The organism is Pseudoalteromonas agarivorans, assembly GCF_024518735.1.
Taxonomy (GTDB): domain Bacteria; phylum Pseudomonadota; class Gammaproteobacteria; order Enterobacterales; family Alteromonadaceae; genus Pseudoalteromonas; species Pseudoalteromonas atlantica.
In genome coordinates, this window is record NZ_JANIGJ010000004.1 from 80,553 (window position 1) to 102,223 (window position 21,671).

General features: G+C 40.7%; 17 protein-coding genes. 9 read left to right on the top strand and 8 right to left on the bottom strand.

From position 1 onward, the window contains the following. Positions 1-3 precede the first annotated feature (3 nt). The gene (locus NQT65_RS08875) at positions 4-1,221 is read right to left on the bottom strand and encodes a phosphopentomutase (protein WP_121638629.1); all 1,218 of its coding nucleotides are present in this window, start codon (positions 1,219-1,221) and stop codon (positions 4-6) included. A 194-nt stretch (positions 1,222-1,415) separates the two neighbouring features. Between NQT65_RS08875 and udk the strand changes: the two genes are divergently transcribed. From udk to NQT65_RS08890, 3 genes are all read left to right on the top strand, one after another. Next, entirely contained in the window at positions 1,416-2,045 is a 630-nt protein-coding gene (gene udk / locus NQT65_RS08880) for a uridine kinase (RefSeq protein ID WP_004587190.1), read from the top strand. 17 nt (positions 2,046-2,062) lie between these two features. Then, positions 2,063-3,286 (top strand): NupC/NupG family nucleoside CNT transporter, encoded by a 1,224-nt coding sequence (locus NQT65_RS08885; RefSeq protein WP_004587189.1) that lies wholly within the window; start codon positions 2,063-2,065, stop codon positions 3,284-3,286. A gap of 352 nt (positions 3,287-3,638) precedes the next feature. Then, positions 3,639-4,340 carry a substrate-binding periplasmic protein gene (locus NQT65_RS08890; RefSeq protein ID WP_256850990.1) on the top strand — a complete coding sequence of 234 codons (702 nt, stop codon included), beginning with the start codon at positions 3,639-3,641 and terminating at the stop codon, positions 4,338-4,340. A 96-nt stretch (positions 4,341-4,436) separates the two neighbouring features. Here NQT65_RS08890 and NQT65_RS08895 read toward each other — a convergent pair whose 3' ends face one another. Next, positions 4,437-5,192 carry a substrate-binding periplasmic protein gene (locus tag NQT65_RS08895; protein WP_337944438.1) on the bottom strand — a complete coding sequence of 252 codons (756 nt, stop codon included), beginning with the start codon at positions 5,190-5,192 and terminating at the stop codon, positions 4,437-4,439. Between the two features lie 121 nt (positions 5,193-5,313). After that, positions 5,314-5,523 carry a cold-shock protein gene (locus NQT65_RS08900; RefSeq protein WP_004587186.1) on the bottom strand — a complete coding sequence of 70 codons (210 nt, stop codon included), beginning with the start codon at positions 5,521-5,523 and terminating at the stop codon, positions 5,314-5,316. 559 nt (positions 5,524-6,082) lie between these two features. On the opposite strand from NQT65_RS08900, the gene NQT65_RS08905 reads away from it, so the two are divergent. The 3 genes from NQT65_RS08905 (at position 6,083) to NQT65_RS08915 (ending at position 11,033) form a co-directional block, all read left to right on the top strand. Next, positions 6,083-7,879, top strand: coding sequence for a glycoside hydrolase family 3 protein (locus NQT65_RS08905; protein WP_126009590.1), 1,797 nt, complete (start codon positions 6,083-6,085; stop codon positions 7,877-7,879). A gap of 19 nt (positions 7,880-7,898) precedes the next feature. Continuing rightward, entirely contained in the window at positions 7,899-8,633 is a 735-nt protein-coding gene (locus tag NQT65_RS08910) for a 5-oxoprolinase subunit PxpA (RefSeq protein WP_256846583.1), read from the top strand. 363 nt (positions 8,634-8,996) lie between these two features. Beyond that, positions 8,997-11,033, top strand: coding sequence for a S9 family peptidase (locus NQT65_RS08915; protein WP_256850991.1), 2,037 nt, complete (start codon positions 8,997-8,999; stop codon positions 11,031-11,033). Positions 11,034-11,520: 487 nt separating this feature from the next. Here NQT65_RS08915 and NQT65_RS08920 read toward each other — a convergent pair whose 3' ends face one another. Further along, positions 11,521-13,122: an isocitrate lyase gene (locus NQT65_RS08920; RefSeq protein ID WP_004587182.1), complete on the bottom strand. Its 1,602-nt coding sequence runs from the start codon at positions 13,120-13,122 to the stop codon at positions 11,521-11,523. 236 nt (positions 13,123-13,358) lie between these two features. Between NQT65_RS08920 and NQT65_RS08925 the strand changes: the two genes are divergently transcribed. Beyond that, positions 13,359-15,551: a malate synthase G gene (locus NQT65_RS08925; protein WP_256850992.1), complete on the top strand. Its 2,193-nt coding sequence runs from the start codon at positions 13,359-13,361 to the stop codon at positions 15,549-15,551. Between the two features lie 419 nt (positions 15,552-15,970). Here the strand turns inward: NQT65_RS08925 and NQT65_RS08930 are convergent, their stop codons facing one another. From NQT65_RS08930 to NQT65_RS08945, 4 genes are all read right to left on the bottom strand, one after another. Next, complete coding sequence (locus tag NQT65_RS08930) at positions 15,971-16,696, bottom strand: YebC/PmpR family DNA-binding transcriptional regulator (protein ID WP_138685455.1); 726 nt, start codon at positions 16,694-16,696, stop codon at positions 15,971-15,973. A 178-nt stretch (positions 16,697-16,874) separates the two neighbouring features. After that, a complete protein-coding gene (locus NQT65_RS08935; RefSeq protein ID WP_004588262.1) occupies positions 16,875-17,492 on the bottom strand; it encodes an HAD family hydrolase in 618 nt (205 codons plus the stop codon). Between the two features lie 257 nt (positions 17,493-17,749). Beyond that, entirely contained in the window at positions 17,750-18,241 is a 492-nt protein-coding gene (locus tag NQT65_RS08940; RefSeq protein WP_256850993.1) for a DUF6702 family protein, read from the bottom strand. After that, positions 18,241-20,676, bottom strand: a complete 2,436-nt coding sequence (locus NQT65_RS08945; protein ID WP_024032997.1) for a M1 family metallopeptidase — start codon at positions 20,674-20,676, stop codon at positions 18,241-18,243. Before NQT65_RS08945 ends, NQT65_RS08940 begins: the two co-directional genes overlap by 1 nt. A 382-nt stretch (positions 20,677-21,058) precedes the next feature. Here NQT65_RS08945 and NQT65_RS08950 point away from each other — a divergent pair, with 382 nt between their 5' ends. Beyond that, positions 21,059-21,295 (top strand): hypothetical protein, encoded by a 237-nt coding sequence (locus NQT65_RS08950; RefSeq protein ID WP_004588265.1) that lies wholly within the window; start codon positions 21,059-21,061, stop codon positions 21,293-21,295. Positions 21,296-21,431: 136 nt separating this feature from the next. Further along, a complete protein-coding gene (locus NQT65_RS08955) occupies positions 21,432-21,668 on the top strand; it encodes a hypothetical protein (RefSeq protein ID WP_004588266.1) in 237 nt (78 codons plus the stop codon). Positions 21,669-21,671: the final 3 nt, after the last annotated feature.

Consider the following 21,671-nt stretch of genomic DNA (forward strand, 5'->3'; position numbering starts at 1 on the left):
TTTTTATTTAGGCGCGTTTAGCTTATTTAAAAAGCCGTCACCGTATTCAAGTGCAGGTAAGTTAAACCACTGTGCAAGGGTTTGGCCTATATCTGCAAAGCTATTGCGCTCGCCAAGCGGGGTATTTTGCATGCCCGGTTGATAAGCTATAACTGGTACATATTCGCGGGTGTGCTCTGAACCTGGAAAGGTTGGGTCACAGCCGTGATCTGCAGTGATCATTAACACGTCATCTGCATTTAACTGGTTTAGTATAGTTGGTAAGTAATCGTCAAATTCTTTTAACGCTTTTGCATAACCAACTGGGTTGCGACGGTGGCCAAACTTTTCGTCAAAATCAACTAAATTGGTAAAAATTAAGCTGTTATCTGGCGCACTTGCTAATACTTCGCTGCTTTTTTCAAGCAAATTCATCAGCCCTGGGGCTTTGTGTTTTTGAGTAATGCCTTGGTGTGCATATATATCTGCAATTTTACCAATGCTTATTACTTCACCACCGTGTTTAGATAGCACATCTAATAGGGTCGGTGCTGGCGGCAATACTGAATAATCGCGACGATTACCAGTACGGGCAAAATCTGCGCTGCTTGTGCCTAAAAATGGCCTAGCAATAACACGGCCTATATTTAGTTTATCAAGTAATTCGCGGGCAATTTCGCACACTTCGTAAAGGCGCTCGAGGCCAAAAGACTCTTCGTGTGCGGCAATTTGAAACACGCTATCTGCTGAGGTGTAACAAATTGGTTTGCCTGATTTTACATGCTCTTCGCCTAGCTGCTCTAATATGGTGGTGCCTGACGCATGGCAGTTGCCTAAAATGCCAGGTATACCGGTAGCGGCTATAAATTCGTCTACAAATTCTTGTGGAAAACTCGGCTGTGTTTTAGGGAAGTAGCCCCAATCAAATAACACAGGTACGCCGGCCATTTCCCAGTGCCCTGATGGCGTATCTTTACCGCTTGAAAGCTCTTTTGCATAACCCCATGCACCTTGCGATGCTTGACGCTCAGAAACTAAACACGTTTCACCGCCCGCGGCTTCACAGGCATCGATTAAACCTAATTTAGATAAATTAGGTAACGATAACGCTTTACCCGTTTCGTCGTGGTATGCTTTTAATAAGTGGGCGAGTGTATTTGCTCCAACATCACCAAATTTGTCTGCATCGGGTGCTGCGCCTATACCTAGGCTGTCTGCCATTAAGATGATTGCTCTTGCCATGTTGACCTCACTTTGCTTCTAGGTGGTTACTTTATCCGCTGATCGAATTTTCCGTACAGGACATAAGTCCTGTTTCATAAAAGCTAAACATTATAAATTTGCGTTCTTAAGCAAAGCAAAAGAGATTATTCGTGTCTTTTTTGCTATTGTGATCAACCAAACAACTTTTCCTTTCTGTGTGGGTGAGAACTTTAGTGACACGAACTATTATAGCTATTGCTGGCGCATCAGCGTCGGGCAAATCTCTTTTTAGCCAAACTATTTACAATGAGTTGGTTAATGAGCTTGAACCAGGCGCTATCGCCATTATTGAAGAAGATGCTTATTACAAGGATCAGTCGCATTTGCCTATGGAACACCGTACGCAAACTAACTACGACCATCCTGATGCATTTGAACATGAGTTAATGCTTGAACATTTAACTCAACTTCGTAGTGGTAACTCTGTCGAAGTACCTACTTATGATTATGCACAACACACACGAAGCGATGAAACTCGTCGCGTTGCTGCAGCTAAAATTTTAATAGTAGAAGGTATTTTATTATTAAGTGATAAAGCACTTAATAAAGAATTTGATATTAAGGTATTTATAGATACACCCCTTGATATTTGCTTAATGCGTCGTATGCAACGAGACATGGAAAAAAGAGGCAGAACATTACAATCTGTTGTTGAGCAATATCAAGCAACTGTTAGACCGATGTTTTATCAATTTATTGAGCCTTCAAAGCATAACGCTGATTTGGTTGTGACTCGAGGCGGAATGAACCGCGTTGCGATTGATATTATTAAAAGTAAAATTAAGTATTTACTACAAGAATAATAACGGGAAACATCTGTATGACAACATTTATGAGCTTAGTAGGCATGTTTGTACTACTAAGTATTGCTTTTGCGGCTTCGACTAATCGTAAAGCAATAAACTTACGCACCGTAGCGATAGCCTTTGCTATGCAAGTAGTTATTGGTGGGTTTGTACTGTTTTTTGAAGCAGGTAAAAATGTGTTAGCAAGTATGTCTAGTGCCGTCTCTTCGGTAATTAGCTTTGCAAACGACGGGATCGGGTTTTTATTTGGCCCACTTGCATCGCAAGATACACTCGGTTTTATTTTTGCTATTCAAGTTTTACCGGTCATTGTGTTTTTCTCAGCTCTTGTTGCTGTGCTTTACCACATTGGCATTATGGATTGGATAATTAAAATTCTGGGCGGCGGTTTACAAAAACTATTGAAAACCTCGCGCACAGAATCGCTCTCAGCAACGGCTAATATATTTGTAGGCCAAACTGAAGCACCCTTAATAGTTAAGCCGTTTATAGCAACCATGACTAAGTCTGAGTTGTTTGCAGTAATGGTAGGTGGTTTAGCCACGGTAGCAGGCTCTGTAATGGCAGGTTACGTAATTATTGGTGTAGAGCTTAAGTATTTAATTGCCGCCAGCTTTATGGCTGCACCAGGTGGGTTTTTAATGGCCAAAATGATTGTGCCAGAGACCGAAACACCTAAAGATACGCTTGCTGATTTAGACACCGATGAAGACAAGCCAGTTAATGTTATTGATGCAGCAGCATCAGGCGCAGCTAACGGCATGCATTTAGCGCTAAATGTGGGCGCAATGCTATTAGCTTTCGTAGCATTAATAGCGTTATTAAACGGTTTACTAGGCGGTATTGGTGGGTGGTTTGATTACCCTACTTTAACGCTACAAGAAATTTTAGGTTATGTATTTGCCCCTGTTGCATGGTTACTTGGCGTACCATGGGATGAGGCAATCATAGCAGGTAGTTTTATTGGTCAAAAGTTAGTAGTAAATGAGTTTGTTGCTTACTTAGACTTTATAAATTATCGCGATACGTTAAGTGCGCACACTCAAGCAATTGTAACATTTGCGTTATGTGGGTTTGCTAATCTATCGTCGATAGCTATTTTACTAGGTGGATTAGGCGGTATGGCGCCTAGTCGGCGAAAGGATATCGCACGCTTAGGGCTCAGAGCAGTGTTAGCAGGATCTATGGCTAACCTTATGAGCGCAGCAATTGCTGGGTTTTTCCTCTCGCTAGCTTAGAAACTTAATGAGATGAACACCGGTGTTGCAAAACAAGAAGATAGTACTTTAAGGGGTTAAAGCACTATTTGACTTGAACGATACTTCACCAAGGGCCGCAAGGCCCTTTTATCGTTTTAGGGCCCTTATAAACATTCTTCCTTTTAATAACAACTTTTTCTTTCTTACCTTTAAGTACATATACGCGCATGGCTTTTTATATTTTTGCGATAAATTTGTATTATTGAAAAGTGGTAAATTATAAATTTTAGGCCACACTTAGGTTTATCCTAATGTAACCTACTGTTTTATTGATGTTCTACCTTTAAGCACACTCATAAAATAGCCGCTGTTGATAAGTCGATTTATATAAATGCGTAAACTTTTATTAGTATTGTTGTTTGTTTTTTTTAATAGCTACGCAAGCTCAGACCCTCTTTTAGTTGTCACGGAACTCTCGCCGCCCGATCAAATACTTGTTGATGGAAAAGTGACAGGCAAAGGCACTGAGTTTATAAGGGCTATTTTTGCAAAGGCGAACCTAACGCCCGACATACAAATGTATCCATGGGCGCGAGCATTTAGACTTGCCAGCACTATTCAAAACACCTTTATTTACAGCATAGCGCGCACCAAAGGGCGAGAAAACGACTTTCATTGGATAGGCCCAGTTTCGCATTTTGAGCTTGCTTTTGTTGCGCTTAAAGAGCGTGACGACATAATTATTAACAATACTGAGGAGGCAAAAAAATACAAAATAGCGATGCAACGTAACGACTTTTCTACTGATATATTAACCAACTTGGGGTTTGAGGTTGTGCTAACCACCGATATACAAAAATCGTATGCGTTACTGGTTGCCAAAAAAGTAGACTTAATTGTTGATGACCCCGAACTAATACACCAAATTAGTCAGTATTTGCCCACCCCTGACGCTGAATTTAAAGCCATATATAATGTAGAAGAACTCAAGGTAGATGCCTATTTGGCAGCAAATAAAAACACCGATATGCGCTATATAAACGCGCTACAAAAAGCCTTTTACACACTTAAAAATACCCAAGGGCTGCCCTAGCCCCTAAGCTAAACCTTGCTTTTTTAAGCGCAACTTTAACGCTTAGTTACGTTAATTAGTACCTAAGTAATGAAGTCTAAAATAGGGGCTTAGTGATTAATTATTGCTATATGGCGCTATGAACGAATCGAGACTGCGCTCTTGTTTTAGCACTTTAAAGGCACGTTGAAAGCGATCTACTATGTGCTGCGGCACCGCTTTATTAAACGCTAAATAATTATCTTTAAGGTCGTTACTTACAGGTAGTTCAGTAAGTTGCTCTACATCAAGTAAGCTCACGTTATAAGGCTTTAATTGGTTATAAATAACGTGCTCGGAGCCTAAAATAAGATCTATTTTATTGTTTATAAAAAGCTGAATATATTGTTGCTCTTCACCAAACGTCATTAAGTTTTGCCCGTTTACAAACCCTATTTTTTTGACCAATGATTGATATATATCTCCCCTTACCATGCCTAACGAATAAAGAGTGGTGTCGTTAAGGGTGTTTACAGTGACATCAGGACGGCTTTTTAACTTATAAAAATAAGTTCGTGCAGTAGTTAACGGGCCAAGCCAATTAAATAAAGGAATTCGGTTAGTATGTTGCGCCATTGAAAAAATGGCTGAATAAGGCTTTTTATGCACAAGCATTGCGGCACGCTTCCAAGGCATGACTTTAAAGTCGCACTCTACTTCTGCTTTAATACACAGTGCGTTGACTATATCGTAGTTAGCACCAACAAGTTGGCCGTGCTCGTTTATAAAATTGTAAGGTGCAAACTGATCTGTATAAATAACTAACTTAAAATGGTTTGCATAAGTAAACGTGCTTAAGAAGAAACAAGCAATAAAAGGAAAGAGTTTTAGAATAACCGCACCACTACATTAATTTATATTATTAAATGATAGATGGCGCTATTTAACAGTCAAATTTTAGGCACAAAAAAAGCGCCTTAAGCGCTTTTTTTTATTTTTACTTTAAAAGTAAAAATTATAACGGAGTGATGTTATCCGCTTGAGGACCTTTTTGACCTTGTGAAAGAGTGAACTCTACACGTTGGCCTTCAGCTAAAGTTTTGAAACCTTCGCTTTTGATTGCTGAGAAATGTGCGAAAACGTCTGGGCCGTTTTCTTGCTCGATGAAACCAAAACCTTTAGACTCGTTGAACCACTTAACTGTACCTGATACGATGTTAGACATTGTAATATCCTGATATAAAAATAAAAAATATGCTCATAAGAGCGGGTGTAGCAAAAAATGAGATGGTACTTAAAAACTTCAGGACGGTACTACAAGTATTACTTATACAACAACGAAATAAAGATTTATAAACTATCATGCTTTCTTTCTAGCTGCGGCCTACTATATAGAGTTAACTATATATGTCAAGCCTTTATAGTAATGCAGGCAATAAATAGTGTTTGTGCTTAGCCTTTAATAACTCCCGTGGCTAGCCTATAGCTTAACCCCTACACGGCTTTAACAGTTAACTGGCCAATTAAAACAATGAACTATTTAATCTTTAGTTTTTAAAAGCGGTGGCAGTGAGTACAGCTAATTTAAGGCCTACTCACCATTTAGATAAAACGTATTCAGCCATGATACACGCCTTACAATTTACCCTGTGTATACAAACAGCTGCACTTTGCAGTTGTACACAAAAATAGATAAGCTACTGCCACTTATCTATTTAGCGTTGGAGTGTGTTTTGCTAAATAAATGCTTTATTTCGTCTGTTGTTTTTTTATCTGGGTGTTTAATGCCATTACAATCTTCTTTTGCTAAGCCTACACTGTCTCTTGAACAACAATTGGGGCAAAAACTAATTCTCGATTTACGCTATTTTTGTCAGCAAGGATCAAGCAAACAATGCAGAACACCGGTTACTACCCTACCTGATGAACTAGCAGCGGCCATTGCTAAGCATAATATTGGTGGTGTAATTTTATTTTCTGAAAACACCCAATCTATTGAGCAAACCATTACCCTTAATAGCCAATTACAAGCTGCGGCGAGTAAATCAAGTTCAAAGCTGCCGTTATTTATTTCGATAGACCAAGAAGGCGGCCGAGTAGCGCGTTTACCACGCGATGTTGCCACTTCATTTACTGGTAATATGTCTATTGGTGCAACCTATAAAAAGTATGGCACTCAATACGCAACCCAAACTGCCACTGTTATAGCTAAAGAGCTTAATTCGTTAGGTATTAATGTTAACTATGCCCCTACGGTAGATGTAAACATGAACCCCGATAACCCGGTAATTAATGTTCGCTCGTTTGGTGAAAACCCAGCGCTTGTCAGTAAATTAGGCGCAGCACAAGTGGCAGGATTTGAGAGCAACGGCGTTATTACATCGTTAAAGCACTTCCCAGGGCACGGCGATACCAACGTAGACAGCCACACAGGGTTACCACAAGTAAATCACTCCAAAGAAGACATATACCAACAAGACTTAGCTCCCTTTAAACACATAATTGCCACGCAAAACCCAGGTATGATTATGACGGCGCATATTCAATACCCACAACTCGATAACAGTACGTTTGTAAGTGTTGATGGCAAAAGCATGATAAAACCCGCCACTATGTCGCGTACCATAATTACTGACATTTTAAGAGGGGAGTTAAATTATCAAGGTGTGGTGGTAACCGACGCTTTAGATATGGCCGGCATTAGTCATTTTTTCACCCCAACCCAAGCGGTAATCAATACCTTTTCAGCAGGCGTTGACCTAGCGCTTATGCCAATAGAGATCAGAACACCAGCTGATTTAAACGCACTCGACAAACTAATGGATGAATTAGTCGCATCTGTTAATAATAAACAACTCAGTAAAGAAGAAGTGGCTCAATCGGCTGCGCGTATAACCGCTTTAAAAAATAAATTTAAATTAACCACTCAGCTAGACCCATTAAGCACTTTGGCTAAAGCAAAAGATATTATTGGCTCTCAAGCACATCGCAAAATAGAAACTGAGCTTGCCGTAAATGCTATTACTGAGGTTAAAAATAACAATAATGCATTGCCTCTTAATTTAAGCAAAGGGCAACACATCCATATTATTATGCCCGATACCCGAAAATGCATGGCTATGCAGCAAGCGCTTAGCGCTATAAGTAATGCGGCGCTTAAATATAGTTGCAGTAGTTTACAAGGGTTTGACCCTTTAAAGGCGCATAGCTTAATTAAAAATGCAGATGTTGTTATTGCAGGCAACGCTACGCCTAATCAAAGCGCTGTAGAGATTGGCGGAATGGATGATTTAAAAGACGACCCGCGCTTTGCACTCAATACCGCTGAGCAACCAAAAGCGCTGTCATCATTACTGGATATAGCTGCATCAGCGAATAAAAAAACAATATTTATAAGTTTGCGTGCCCCCTACGACATAGCGCAGTTTGGCAGCAGAGCTAATGCAGTTCTTGCTTCTTATGCGTATAATATAGATACAGATAAAAACAATGCTGTTGCAGGGCCTGCGTTTACAGCGCTTGCTAAGGTATTGTTAGGCAATGCACACGCTCATGGCGTACTGCCAGTTACCATAAAATAATAATAACAAGGGATAAAACATGAAACTTAATTGCGATTTAGGCGAAAGCTTTGGCGCATGGAAAATGGGGTTAGATGATGAGGTAATGCCTCATATTGATATGGCAAATATTGCGTGTGGTTTTCATGGTGGAGACCCAGATGTAATAGCCGATACGTTGTATTTAGCAAAGCAGCACAATGTACAAATAGGTGCGCACCCAAGTTACCCCGACCAACAAGGCTTTGGCAGGCGCTCTATGGCGCTTAGCACACAAGAACTGACCAATTGCTTACATTACCAAATTGCCGCCCTTGATGGCATGGCTAAAGTACAAGGCTTAACACTTAGCTATGTTAAGCCACATGGTGCTTTATATAACGACATGATGAAAAACGACCATATTTTACAAACAGTTATTACTGCTATAGCGCACTACCCTGCACCATTAAAGCTTATGCTATTAGCCACAAAAGACTCTGCAAAACACACCTTTGCCGCCAATAGTTTAGGTGTAGATCTTATTTTAGAAGCCTTTGCTGATAGGCAATATACAGACGAAGGGCATTTAGTATCTCGCCACCTTGATGGCAGCGTTCACGACAAGCCAGCACTTTTAGCACAAGTAAAACAGCTATTAACCGAGGGTTGTGTAACCACTCGCTCAGGAAACACCTTAAACTTAAATGCCAACAGTTTGTGCGTACATGGCGATAACGCAGCCGGTATTGCACTTATTAAAGAAATTAAATCACTGTGTGCATCAGCAACCTAACCTTGCTTTTAGCTCGTTATTAAGCCTCAAGCTACAAAACGCATGTTTGCTTTACTTTAAAAACTATTTAGCTGTAAAGGGGCTTTACAGCTATAACCTCCATTAAGTTCAATCACGTAAAACCTAATATTGCTTTAAAAATGCGCAACAACACAGCACAGTAACAAAGCATAAGTAACACAGCGCTGAAATACATGGCGCTGCATATAAAAAATTTAACGCAGTAAGCCCGCTATTTATTATTCTAAAGTAACCATGTTTTACTTAAACAGGTATTAAATTACAGATTCACCGCATCGCGCTTTTCATCCCTTCCCTACTGACATATAACTACATATACAAAAACCACAACAGGGAATACAAATGAAGACGCTTTTAGCACTTAGTTTAAGTAGCAGTTTATTACTTGGTAGTAGCCAGTTAGCTTTTGCAAAGGACAACATATTACAGCTACAAGATGTGTTTAATCTTGAATACGCCAATCAAATTGATATAACAGACGATGGTAAAACGGTGTACTTTGTACGTAACCGTATGGATATAAAAACGGACCGTAAAGTCAGTAATATTTGGTCAGTTGATTATAAAACTAAACAACTGCAACCGCTTACCTCGGGCGTGCATATGGATCACTCCCCGGTACTATCGCCAGATGGGCAACGCCTTGCATTTATATCTAACCGCGATGGCAGCAGCCAAATTTATATGAAGTGGCTTAAAACAGGTGCTGTAGCAAAAATTAGTAACCTAACCAGCAGCCCACGCGCAATTACCTGGCATCCCGACTCTCAGCAGCTTATTTTTAGTATGTTTGTACCAAGTAGCAGTGCACCACCTGTTAACTTACCTGGCAAGCCTAAAGGCGCTACATGGGCAGAGCCAGCAAAATTTATAGACGATGTATACTACCGTGCCGACGGAGGCGGTTATAGCCAAAAAGGATTTAGTCAATTATTTGCAATAGATGCAAATGGCGGCAATGCAAAGCAGCTCACACACGATGAGTTTAATAACGCCGGCGAAGTAAGCTTTAGTAAAAACGGCAACAGCCTTTATTTTTCGGCCAATCGGCATGAGCAAAATCAACTAAAGCCCACTAATAGTGAAATATACCAGCTTAATTTAAGCACCTTAAAAATTGCTGCCATTACCAATAGAAACGGCCCTGACCAACAACCTAAAGTATCTCCCGATGGGCGTTACCTAGCCTTTACAGGGTATGATGATAAACGCACCAATTACGAAAACACGCAGCTTTATATTCGTGATTTAAAAACGGGCGATACAAAAAGCCTAACCCCTAATTTTGATAGAAGTGTGGGGCAAATTAAATGGAGTGCCAATTCAAAAGGAGTTTACTTTAGCTACGCAGACGAAGGCCAAACCGCCCTTGCCTACCAACCACGCAGTGGTAAGCGTAAAGTGCTCACCGAGCAAATAGGTAGCGTTGCGTTTGGTCGTCCTTATTCGGGCGGCGATTTTGATGTAAGCGAAGATGGCGAAATTGCTTTTACACTTGCCGATACTCAGCGCCCTGCAGATATAGCCACTATAAAACGAGGCAAAGCTCGTCGCCTTACTACACTCAATGCCGATGCGTTAGACGATAAAGAACTTGCCAACGTAGAAGAAATTTGGCTTAAATCGAGCCACGACCAGCTGCCAATTCAAGGTTGGATTGCATACCCACCTGGGTTTGATAAATCAAAAAAATACCCTCTTGTTTTAGAAATTCATGGCGGCCCTGTGGCCAATTATGGTCCTCACTTTAGTACCGAGGTGCAATTGTTTGCAGCCAAAGGGAATGTGGTTTTATACATGAACCCACGAGGCAGTGACTCATACGGTAAAACGTTTGCCCAAACAATTCATCATAATTATCCAAGTAACGATTTTGACGATTTAATGACCGGCGTTGATGCACTAATAGCGAAAGGCTTTATTGATGAGTCTAAATTATTTGTAACCGGTGGCTCGGGCGGTGGTGTATTAACCGCATGGATTGTAGGGCACACCGACAGGTTTGCAGCAGCAGTGGTGGCTAAACCCGTTATTAATTGGATCAGCTTTGTACTAACTGCCGATTTTTATCCATTTTTTGCCGATTACTGGTTCCCTGGTAAACCTTGGGACCATATTGAGCACTATATGAAACGCTCACCTATTAGCTATGTAGGTAACGTAACAACGCCCACTATGCTTTTAACAGGGGAGGCAGATTACCGTACCCCTATTTATGAAACCGAGCAGTTTTACCAAGCCCTTAAGCTGCAAGGTGTTGATACCGCCATGGTGCGTATTCCTAATGCATCACACGGTATTACGGCGCGCCCTTCTAACTTAATGACCAAGGTTGCCTACATTCAATGGTGGTTTGATAAACACTCAAACAAAAAATAAGCTCCGTGTTTAGGTTTAAAAATAGCCACACCTAAGTGGCTATTTTTGTAATTACCAACGCTTAGGTTAATTAATGCCAAACTGTAAACCCCCTTTACAGTTTTGAGTTTTTCCATATCGGACTTAGGCGTTTTTCAGTTAGTAAAATTTCGGTTTATTGTAATTTTAATCGTTTGAGTTGGTAAAAAATCGGTTTGAGCCACTGTTTATAAGCACTCAGTTAGTAAAAAATTGTTTTATAAAGGCACCAGGTTAGTAAAATTTCGGTTTATTATTTTACTTATACTTAGTACAACAGCTAAAAATAGCCTTTTATAAGGCGGATTTTGCACTTTAAAGCGGCTTTACAGTAAAAAAGCTGCCATATAACTGCACTTAATATCTACCTAGTTAAATTGTGATCCAAACTAAATTCAACCGAGTCTGATTTATATTAATACAATAAAAAAAGGGCCTTACGGCCCTTGAGTAACACTATCTAGAAAAGTTAAAACTGGTTCATGGTGTTATCTTCACCACCGGCTTTAAGTGCGTTTTCACCAGAGAAGTACTCTTTGTGCGTATCACCAATATTAGACCCAGCTAAATCTTGGTGCTTAACTGAGGCTTGTTCGCGGCGAATTTCTTGGCGTTGTACATCACGTACATATGCAAGCATGCCCATATCACCAAAGTAACCTTCTGATAAAATATCGGTGCTTAGTGCAGCCGTATGGTATGTAGGCAGTGTTATTAAGTGATGGAAAATACCCGCTTCACGTGCACCATCGCGCTGGAAGTTTTGCACTAATACATCCGCTTCGGCAGCAAGCTCTGTATCGTCCATTTCTGGCGCCATTAGGCCTTTATTATCACCTAGGCTTGGGTAAGCGCTCAAATCGCGACCCGCTTCTTGCCACTCTTGGTACACTTGCTCACGGAACTTAAGCGTCCAGTTGAATGACGGCGAATTGTTATAAACAAGCTTAGCATCAGGTACTTGCTCTTTAACGCGGTTTACTAGCTCTGCAATTTGCTTAACATGTGGTTTTTCGGTTTCAATCCACAATAAATCAGCGCCCGATTGTAAGCTTGTTACACAATCAAGTACTACGCGGTCTTTTTCAGTGCCTTCGCGGAACTGGTATAAACCGTTTTCTAAACGCGTTGGTTTACATAATTGGCCATTAATTTTCATTGCCGTATCACCTTCGTTTAAATCATCTACACCGTTAATAGGTGTGGTTTCTAAAAACGCGTTGTACTGGCTAGCTAAGTCTCCTGGCGTTTGAGACACAGGCACTTTTTGCGTAAGGCTTGCACCTAATGAGTCGGTACGCGCAACAATAATACCGTTATCAATACCGAGTTCTAAAAATGCGTAACGTACAGCATTAATTTTTGCTAAAAAATCTTCGTGCGGTACAGTTACTTTACCTGCTTGGTGGCCACATTGTTTAGCATCAGACACTTGGTTTTCTATTTGAATGGCACACGCACCTGCTTCAATCATCTTTTTAGCAAGTAGGTAGGTTGCTTCTTCGTTACCAAAACCAGCATCAATATCGGCAATAATAGGCACTACATGTGTCTCAAAATTATCAATTTTATCAAGCACCGCTTGCACATCGCCGCCATTGGCTTTCGCTTCGTCTAGATCATTAAATAAGTGGTCTAGTTCACGGGCATCGGCTTGTTTTAAAAACGTATAAATCTCTTCAATAAGCGCAGGCACTGAGGTTTTTTCGTGCATGCTTTGATCCGGTAACGGGCCAAATGCAGAGCGAAGTGCAGCAACCATCCAACCACTTAAGTAAACATAACTGCGCTTAGTTGTTTTTTGATGACGCTTTATTGCCATCATCATTTGTTGCGCAGTAAAACCATGCCAACAACCTAAAGACTGTGTGTATTGGCTGGTGTCTTTATCGTAAGCGGCCATATCTTCACGCATTACATCTGCGGTGTATTGTGCAATTTCAATCCCTGTACGAAAGCGGTTTTGTAAACGCATGCGGCTTGCATATTCAGGGTTAATGGCTTTCCATGCGCTACCTTGAGATTGGCAAAGTGTTGCTAGAGTATCGGTTTCACGTGTGTATGTTGTCATAATAAAATCCTTCGAACGGGTCTATAAATTATTTAAATTATTGTGAGAGTGGCTAGGAGTGTGTGCTCCGTATCGCTTAATTCAACATTAGGCTTATTTTTTAGATTTAGTAAATTTATAGTTGTTATTGCCGCTATATTTTTTGTGAATGGCTAAAAAGCACGCACTGAGCCTTTTTTGCGTTATTGTTGTTTTAACGCACACAACAACACCGCGACCGTTTAAGGAAGGTAAATATGGCACACACTCTCACACACTCAGGGCTAAGCGTAGATACACAGCTGGCCAACTTTGTAAAAACACAGCTACTCCCAGGCACTCATTTATCTGAGCAGCAATTTTGGCAAAGCTTTGCAAACATAGTACAAACGCTTACCCCGCAAAATAACGCTCTTTTAGCTAAGCGCGAGCAGCTACAACAACAAATAGATGACTACCATAAAACAAATAAAACGTGGGATAGCGCGCAGTACCAAGCGTTTTTAACAGACATTGGCTACCTAGTACCAGAGCCTGCAGACTTTGCCATTGAAACGCAAAATGTAGAGCCCGAAATAGCACTCAGCGCAGGCCCTCAGCTTGTTGTGCCTGTTAGCAACGCACGTTTTGCGCTTAATGCGGCTAACGCGCGCTGGGGTTCGTTATACGATGCGCTGTACGGCACCGACGTATTAAGTGAAGACGACGGCGCTGAAAAAGGCACTACGTATAATCCAGTTCGTGGTTTTAAAGTAATGGCGTATGCGCGCCAGTTTTTAGATAAGGCCCTGCCCCTTAAAAATGGCTCACACATAGAAAGCACCAACTACTCAATTGTTGAAGGCGCCTTGTCTATCACCCTAAGAGACAGCTCGCATACTCAATTAAAAAACCCTGAGCAACTTATTGGCTACCAAGGCGAAGCGCAAAACCCAAGTGCTATTTTATTAAAAAACAATGGCCTGCATGTAGAGCTGCAAATAGACCATCACCACCCTATTGGCCAAGCCGACAAAGCAGGATTAAAAGATGTTTTGCTTGAAGCTGCACTAACAACCATTATGGATTGCGAAGACTCTGTTGCCGCAGTAGATGCCGAGGATAAAGTACAAGTTTACAAAAACTGGCTGGGTTTAATGCAAGGTAACTTGGTTGAATCGTTTAAAAAAGGCGATAAAACCATAGAGCGTACTTTACAAAGCGATAGGCAATATACAGCCCTTGATGGCAGTAGCCTTACGCTTAAAGGCCGCAGCATGATGTTTGTCCGTAATGTAGGCCACTTAATGACAAACCCTGCTATTACCGACATTTACGGCCAACCCGTATTTGAAGGCATTATGGATGCGATGTTTAGCGCAACCGCAGCCCTGCACGATTTAAATAAAAAAACAGGCATTAAAAATACCAGTGCGCAAAGCATCAATATTGTAAAACCCAAAATGCATGGCCCTGAAGAAGTTGCTTTTACAAATACGCTTTTTAGCATGGTAGAAGAAGCGCTTAGCTTGCCAAAAAACACCCTAAAAATGGGAATTATGGATGAAGAGCGCCGTACTTCTGTAAACTTAAAAGCCTGTATACACGCAGCCAAAGCGCGCGCGGTGTTTATAAATACTGGCTTTTTAGACCGCACGGGCGATGAAATTCATACCTCTATGCACGCAGGGGTCGCTTTGCCAAAAGCCGCTATTAAAGCTCAGCCGTGGATCAAAGCATACGAAGACCGTAACGTTGATACAGGCCTTGCCTGCGGCCTAAGCGGTAAAGCACAAATAGGTAAAGGTATGTGGCCAATGCCAGATAAAATGGCACTTATGATGGAGCAAAAGCTTGCTCATGTGCAATCTGGCGCTAATACCGCGTGGGTGCCCTCGCCTACCGCAGCCACTTTGCACGCTATGCATTATCACGATGTAGATGTATTTACCGAGCAAAAAGAAATTGCCAAACGAGGTATGGCAAGCCTTACTGATTTACTTACACCGCCTTTAATGGCTCAGCCGCAAACGCTCAGTAAAGAAGATATTCAAAGTGAGCTTGAGAACAATGCACAAGGCATTTTAGGCTACGTAGTACGCTGGATAGACCAAGGTATTGGCTGCTCAAAAGTGCCTGATATTAACCACATAGGCTTAATGGAAGACAGAGCAACCTTGCGTATTTCAAGTCAACATATGGCAAATTGGCTACAGCATGGGGTGTGTACTCAACAACAAATAGAGTCGATCATGGCTAAAATGGCTAAAGTGGTTGATGGCCAAAATGAGCACGACAGTGCGTATAAGCCAATGGCACAAAGCGACGAGTCACTTAAAAATAGTATTGCTTATCAAGCCGCTTTAGCACTTGTATTAGAAGGTGCTAAGCAGCCAAGTGGCTACACCGAGCCCCTATTACACAGTTACCGCTTAAAATATAAAGCAAAACACCATAACCTAGCTGAATAGTTAACATTAGTTTAACAGCAAAAAAGCGCGTTTTGCCTACACAAAACGCGCTTTTTGTTTATTAAGGCGTGTTGATCTTTACAGATTGAAATTTGTTCAACCTAGGGGCGATCAAGTTGCGGCGCGAGGTTTGTAACCTAGTGGGCTAAGTAAAAACCGAGCAAAGCTTCCGCGTCCTGCTCACGCCCCTTACCTACATCCATGTAGGCAACAAAGAGTTTATCGCCCCTAGGCAGAACCCAAAAGGGCAGCGTATGTTTGGCATTTATGCTACGTTATCGCCTATTTATGGGGAATAACCACACTTCATAGGCTCTGCCTTGCCTAAAAACCAAACATACTGCTGCAAATTCAAGCGCCAAAGGTCAACACGCCCTAGTACCGTTATTTATTTAGTGCTCACTGAACCTAGCGCTAAATTAATTTTTAATTATTGCATTGTGATACACGTTTTGAACGTCATCACAGTCTTCAAGCATGTTGATGAACTTGTCAAAATTAGCAATAACTTCTTCATCTTCAATCTCTACATGCACTTGCGGAACAAACGTAATTTCATCTACTTCAAAGTTAATCCCTTCAAAGTTTTCCTCAAGTGCTGTTTTCGCTTTATAGTACTCAGTATGGGGTGCAAATACCGACACTTTACCATTTTCAACTTCAACGTCGGTTACATCAACATCGGCCATCATTAGTGCTTCAAGGACCACTTCGTCATCGTCACCGGAAAAACCAAGTACAGCAAGGTGATCAAACATATGTGCAACACAGCCCGGAGTACCAATTTTTGAATCTGTTTTGGTAAACGGTAAACGTACATCTTTAATTGTACGGTTTGGGTTGTCGGTTAAGCAATCAACAATAACCATGCAGTTACCCGGGCCATAGCCTTCGTAACGTGCGGGAGAATAATCTTCCCCTGCCCCACCGGCTGCTTTTTCAATTGCTTTTTCTATTACGTGAGCAGGAACCTGGTCTTTTTTTGCTTTTTCAATTAGACGACGCAGTGATTGATTGACATCGGGGTCTGGTTCGCCATTTTTAGCGGCAACATAAATTTCTTTACCGTACTTTGAGTTAACTTTAGTTTTTGCGTTGGCTGTTTTAGCCATCGAGCTCTTACGGACTTCAAATGCTCTGCCCATCTTGTGCCTCTAATCAATACGTTAATTTTGCCATATTTTACCAATTCAAACCCTATTGGGCTAGGGTCTGTTGAACTTTACAAACTGAATTTAAAACAACCTATTTGATAAATAAATAAGGACGAGCCTATGCAAATAATACAGGAGTAATTACACAAAAATAAAAGTTAAGCGCTATTTAACATAACTCTACTTTTTGTGAGTAACTTTCGACTAAAGTAACTAACTCGGTAAATTCACGTAAAACGTAATCAGCTTGGTCGGCATAAATGGGCACCGCATTTGGCGCGTACAAACATGCGCGCATATTTGCATTATGCGCTGCTTGAATGTCGTATAAAAAATCCCCTACGTATAACAAGTTGCTGGCGTTTATATTCCAAAGCGTGGCAATAGCATTTAAGGCACTGGGATCGGGTTTGGCTGGGGCATCGCTACGGGTTAATACCGTTTCGATAGGTAGTGGGTTATTTTGTAGCTTTATGGCTGCCGCTTTATCAAAATTGCGGGTAACAATAGCCATAGGAATATTTTTAACTTTTAGGGCGTTAACGGCTTCGGTTACGCCTGGCAATATAGTAGCAAACTGAGCGTCTTGCAGCTCGTGCTGATGCACTATATTCATCGCTTCTTCACGCATGTAGGGCGATGGAAGCTGGGCAATATAATCAAGTAGGTCTTGCTCGCATGGGCAACCTATTTGTGCTTTTATAAGAGAGAAATCTAACTCAGACGATACTAACGTGCCATCTAAATCAAATATAACTCCTTGAATAGCCTCTACTTGAGCTTTCATATCATTCCTTGAATGGGGTAAAAATCAATACAACATGTGTACACATAATGACTCTACTTCATGAGAATAATTTAGCAAATGTTTATCAAACAAATTATTAGAAAAGTATTCACTTATCTATTACTTAGCCTTATAAACACCAATTAATTACTAAAATTCTACGAACAGCTAGTAGTAACAGATCAAAAATGAACACAGCATAAACAACAGGAGAATACGCGCACATAAACTGCAGTGCGCGTAGGTTGGGGAAGTACTTATTGCTCGAACTTAGCCTCGAGCCAAGTATCGTTTTGGGTAAAGTGAAGGGTTTTAATCTTGCCTTTACCTTCTACGTTTACCATATTTACTTGAGAAAGCCATAAGTCACGCAGTGCGCCGTTACTCATTTTTATGCCTTCAATCCCTTTTGGGATAGGAGCTTCTTGATACACCCAAAAAAACTTTCCATCAATTTGCGCACCTACTTGGCTAAGCGTTAATGGCTTACCCTTTAAGGTTTGCAGCGCAACATGCGACTCAACATACTCTACAAAACGTTGTTGGTCGGCCTTGTTGCTAATGATATCGGCTTTTCCATTAAATAAATGCGCTACAGCATGCTCAGTATCATGTAAATAAAAGCGATGCATAAGCTCAATATTGTTAGTGCGTTTATTAAAAAGCACCGTAGTAACCGATGACTTTAGTTGATGCGCCATACTTGGCGCAGCAACTAAAAGGCAAACAATAATAAGCAAAAAGCGCATTATTGTTGCTCCTCACCATCTTTTTTCTCGTCTTTTTTAAGCTCAGTTTTAATGTCTTGCATAATATCTCGACTTACTTTCGCTTTACTCTTTTTCTTTTTATACACTTCAATACGTGAAGGAATAATACGACGAGGGTAGTTGTTGTTCTCAACATCTACATCAGCTGTTTCCCAGCGAGGGTCAACGCTTACCGATACCAATGGCTTATTTTTATCTGTAACAATAAGCTTTTGTACATTTTTGTGATTACGGCGCCAAATTTCAGCCGGAATGTAACGCTCTTCGGTTGTGCCATCTTCATAAGTTAGCTCTAATAAAATAGGCATTACCAAGCCACCTAGATTTGAAAACTCCATAACATAGTAGTTTTTATCTTCTTCAAGCGCGCGATCTAGCGTTTTACGTTCCCACGGCTCTAAGCCTTTTAAAAACTTGTTGTACGCGTTACGTTCTTTATTGGTAACAGTAAAGCGGTCGTTTTCGTCGTAAAAGTCGGTAATATCTGGGTTTTTTTCAACCCAAGTTTGCTTACCTTCTTCACGGTTGCGCTTAACAAATAGTGATGTTGGTTTATCTGCTTCTATATCGCGTAAGCGTTTAAAGTCAATATCAGGGTTTTTAGTATCTAAACGTAATTGATACACTTTATCTAACGAGATATCTACATGGTCGGTGCTGTAAAACCAGCCGCGCCAAAACCAATCTAAATCAACACCCGAGGCTTCTTCCATGGTACGGAAAAAATCTGCTGGAGTAGGGCGCTTGTATTTCCAGCGCTGTGCGTACTCTTTAAAAGCAAAATCGAATAAGTCACGGCCTAAAATAACTTCACGTAATATATTAAGTGCCGCGGCTGGTTTAGTATAAGCATTAGGGCCTAAACGTAGTACGCTGTCTGACTGCGTCATAATAGGTACTTGGTTTTGCGATTTCATGTAGCTCACAATATCGCGCGGCTCAACACCCCACGGTATAGTTGGGTCCCATTCACGCCCTGCAACACCATCTAAAAAGCTATTTAAACCTTCATCCATCCAGGTCCATTGGCGCTCATCAGAGTTTACAATCATAGGGAAGTAAATATGGCCAACTTCATGAATAACCACGCCAATTAAAAAGCGTTTTTCAGCTTGAGAATAAGTACGCGAGCCATCATCTTGCAGCTCTGTACGGGGGCCATTAAAAGTGATCATTGGGTATTCCATACCACCTACAGGGCCATTCACCGATTGCGCTACAGGGTATGGGTAATCAAATGAATAGCGAGAGTACACTTCCATCGTATGTACTACAGATTCAGTTGAATACTTTTTCCATAAATCGCCACCCTCTTTAGGGTAAAACGACATAGCCATCACTAAAGGTTGTTCATCGCCACCTTGCTGATAGCCCTTTGCATCCCACATAAATTTACGCGACGACGCCCACGCAAAGTCACGCACATTTTCTGCTTTAAAGTGCCATGTTTTTGTTTTATCGGTACCTTGTTTTTCGTTTTCTAACGCTTCTTCTTCAGTAACAATAAATACAGGGCGTTTTGCTGTTTCAGCTTTTTCTAAGCGGTTACGCTGCGTGCGAGTAAGCACTTTGCTTGCGTTATCTAACTTACCTGTTGCCGATACAATATGATCAGCAGGTACAGTAATTTCTACATCATAATCACCAAACTCAAGCGTAAACTCACCACGGCCTAAAAACGGCTTGTTTGTCCATGCTTCGTAATCGGTGTACGCTGCTAAACGCGGAAACCACTGCGCAAGTAAAAATATATCGTTGCCATCTTCTTCAAAGTGCTCGTAACCAGAACGCGCACCTACGGCATCTTCTTCAACAATGTTAAAAGCAAAGTTCATACTAAACTCAGCTTCTTTGCCTGGTTTTAACGGCTCGTTTAAATCTATACGCATTAGCGTATCAACAACAGTAACGCGCAGTTCATCGCCATTGTCATCTTTTACATTGCTAATTGTATAGCCTAGCTCGTTGTCGCTCATAAATTGTTGACGACGTAGCTCACCTAAACTTAATTTAGCCGGCTTTTGCGCAGGTAAACTATTTAGCGTGCTTTTAAACGTTTTTGTGGTTTCGGCAATTGAGTCGCTTTTAAAAATATTTTGATCTAACTGTAACCACAAATATTTAAGTGTATGCGGCGAGTTATTTTTATACTCAATGCTTTGGCTTGCTGTTAAGCGGCGCTTTTTTTCATCAAGCTTTACATCTATGTCGTAATTAACACGTTGCTGCCAGTATTTTTCGCCAGGCTCACCGGCGGCACTACGATAAACATTTGGGGTAGGAAGCGCTTCGTCTAACTGGCGAAACTTATCAACGAATGAGCCTTTAGTTTGCTCAACGGATGACGCTAACACAGCGCTCGACATTGCCAAAGGCAACACAAACGCGCTTAGCGTAAGAACTGTTTTTTTCATTATGAGTCCTAGTGGAATTTTGTGAGCGTACTTTGACAAAGTTACTATTTTTGTTCAATTAATTAGCGACCAACCGCCCATTAAACACGGTAATATTCACGTTGTTTTAACATGGTTTTTGAATCAGTAAATTAAGCCGCTTTTAAAACTGTAAAGGGGGTTTACACTTTACAGCTAGTTGATGTGTATTAATTAAGGTACAAACACAGTATTTATAAGGGTTCAGGCCTAATTCATGCCATTAGCTTAGGATTAAATTAAGGTGCAAAAATATGTTGTTTAAATTGAGCTTAAATTTATAGCGTTAGCAGTGTTTACACGGTTTTAATGCGCTCAGGTTCAATACAAATTAAGCAGCATATTTAAACTAAAGGAGCCCGATATGAAATTTTACATTGTAAAAAAAGATCATCAGCTCGAAGCTATCCCTGCTGATAAAGACTTACTAGAGCGCTACGAATCAAACCAATATTCGTATGTTAATGTGGTGTCGGCATGCAATAAGCAAGATGCACTAAAACGCCTATCTACTGAACAAAAACACAGTAAAAAGTGGCTAATAATTGGCGCAAATATTGCCGTGATCTCACTAATATTAACTATTTATACGATAAATTAAAAATAGTGAAATTTTAGGTTGATATTTAGTGCATTTTATATTTAAAATCGCCCACTTTTTTTTATTTGAGCATAATAAAATCGTTACAATTATTCTCAAATATGTACTTATTACCAGTAAGCAATGTGGTGGGTGTATGGATTTTTATATCCTAAAAAAACAACAAGAGCTAATAGCCATTCCAGCAAATCAGCAAAGTTGTAAGCAGTATCTAGACTCAGGTTATTTTTATATTGATAAAGTAGCCGCCTGTAACGAAACGAATGCCATAAAAGCATTGCAAGCAAAGCAAACTAAAAGTTTAAAAATGCCGCTAGGTATGGCTTTGTTAGCGCTTCCTGTCATTATTATTGCTATATATAGTTTTACCTAAACT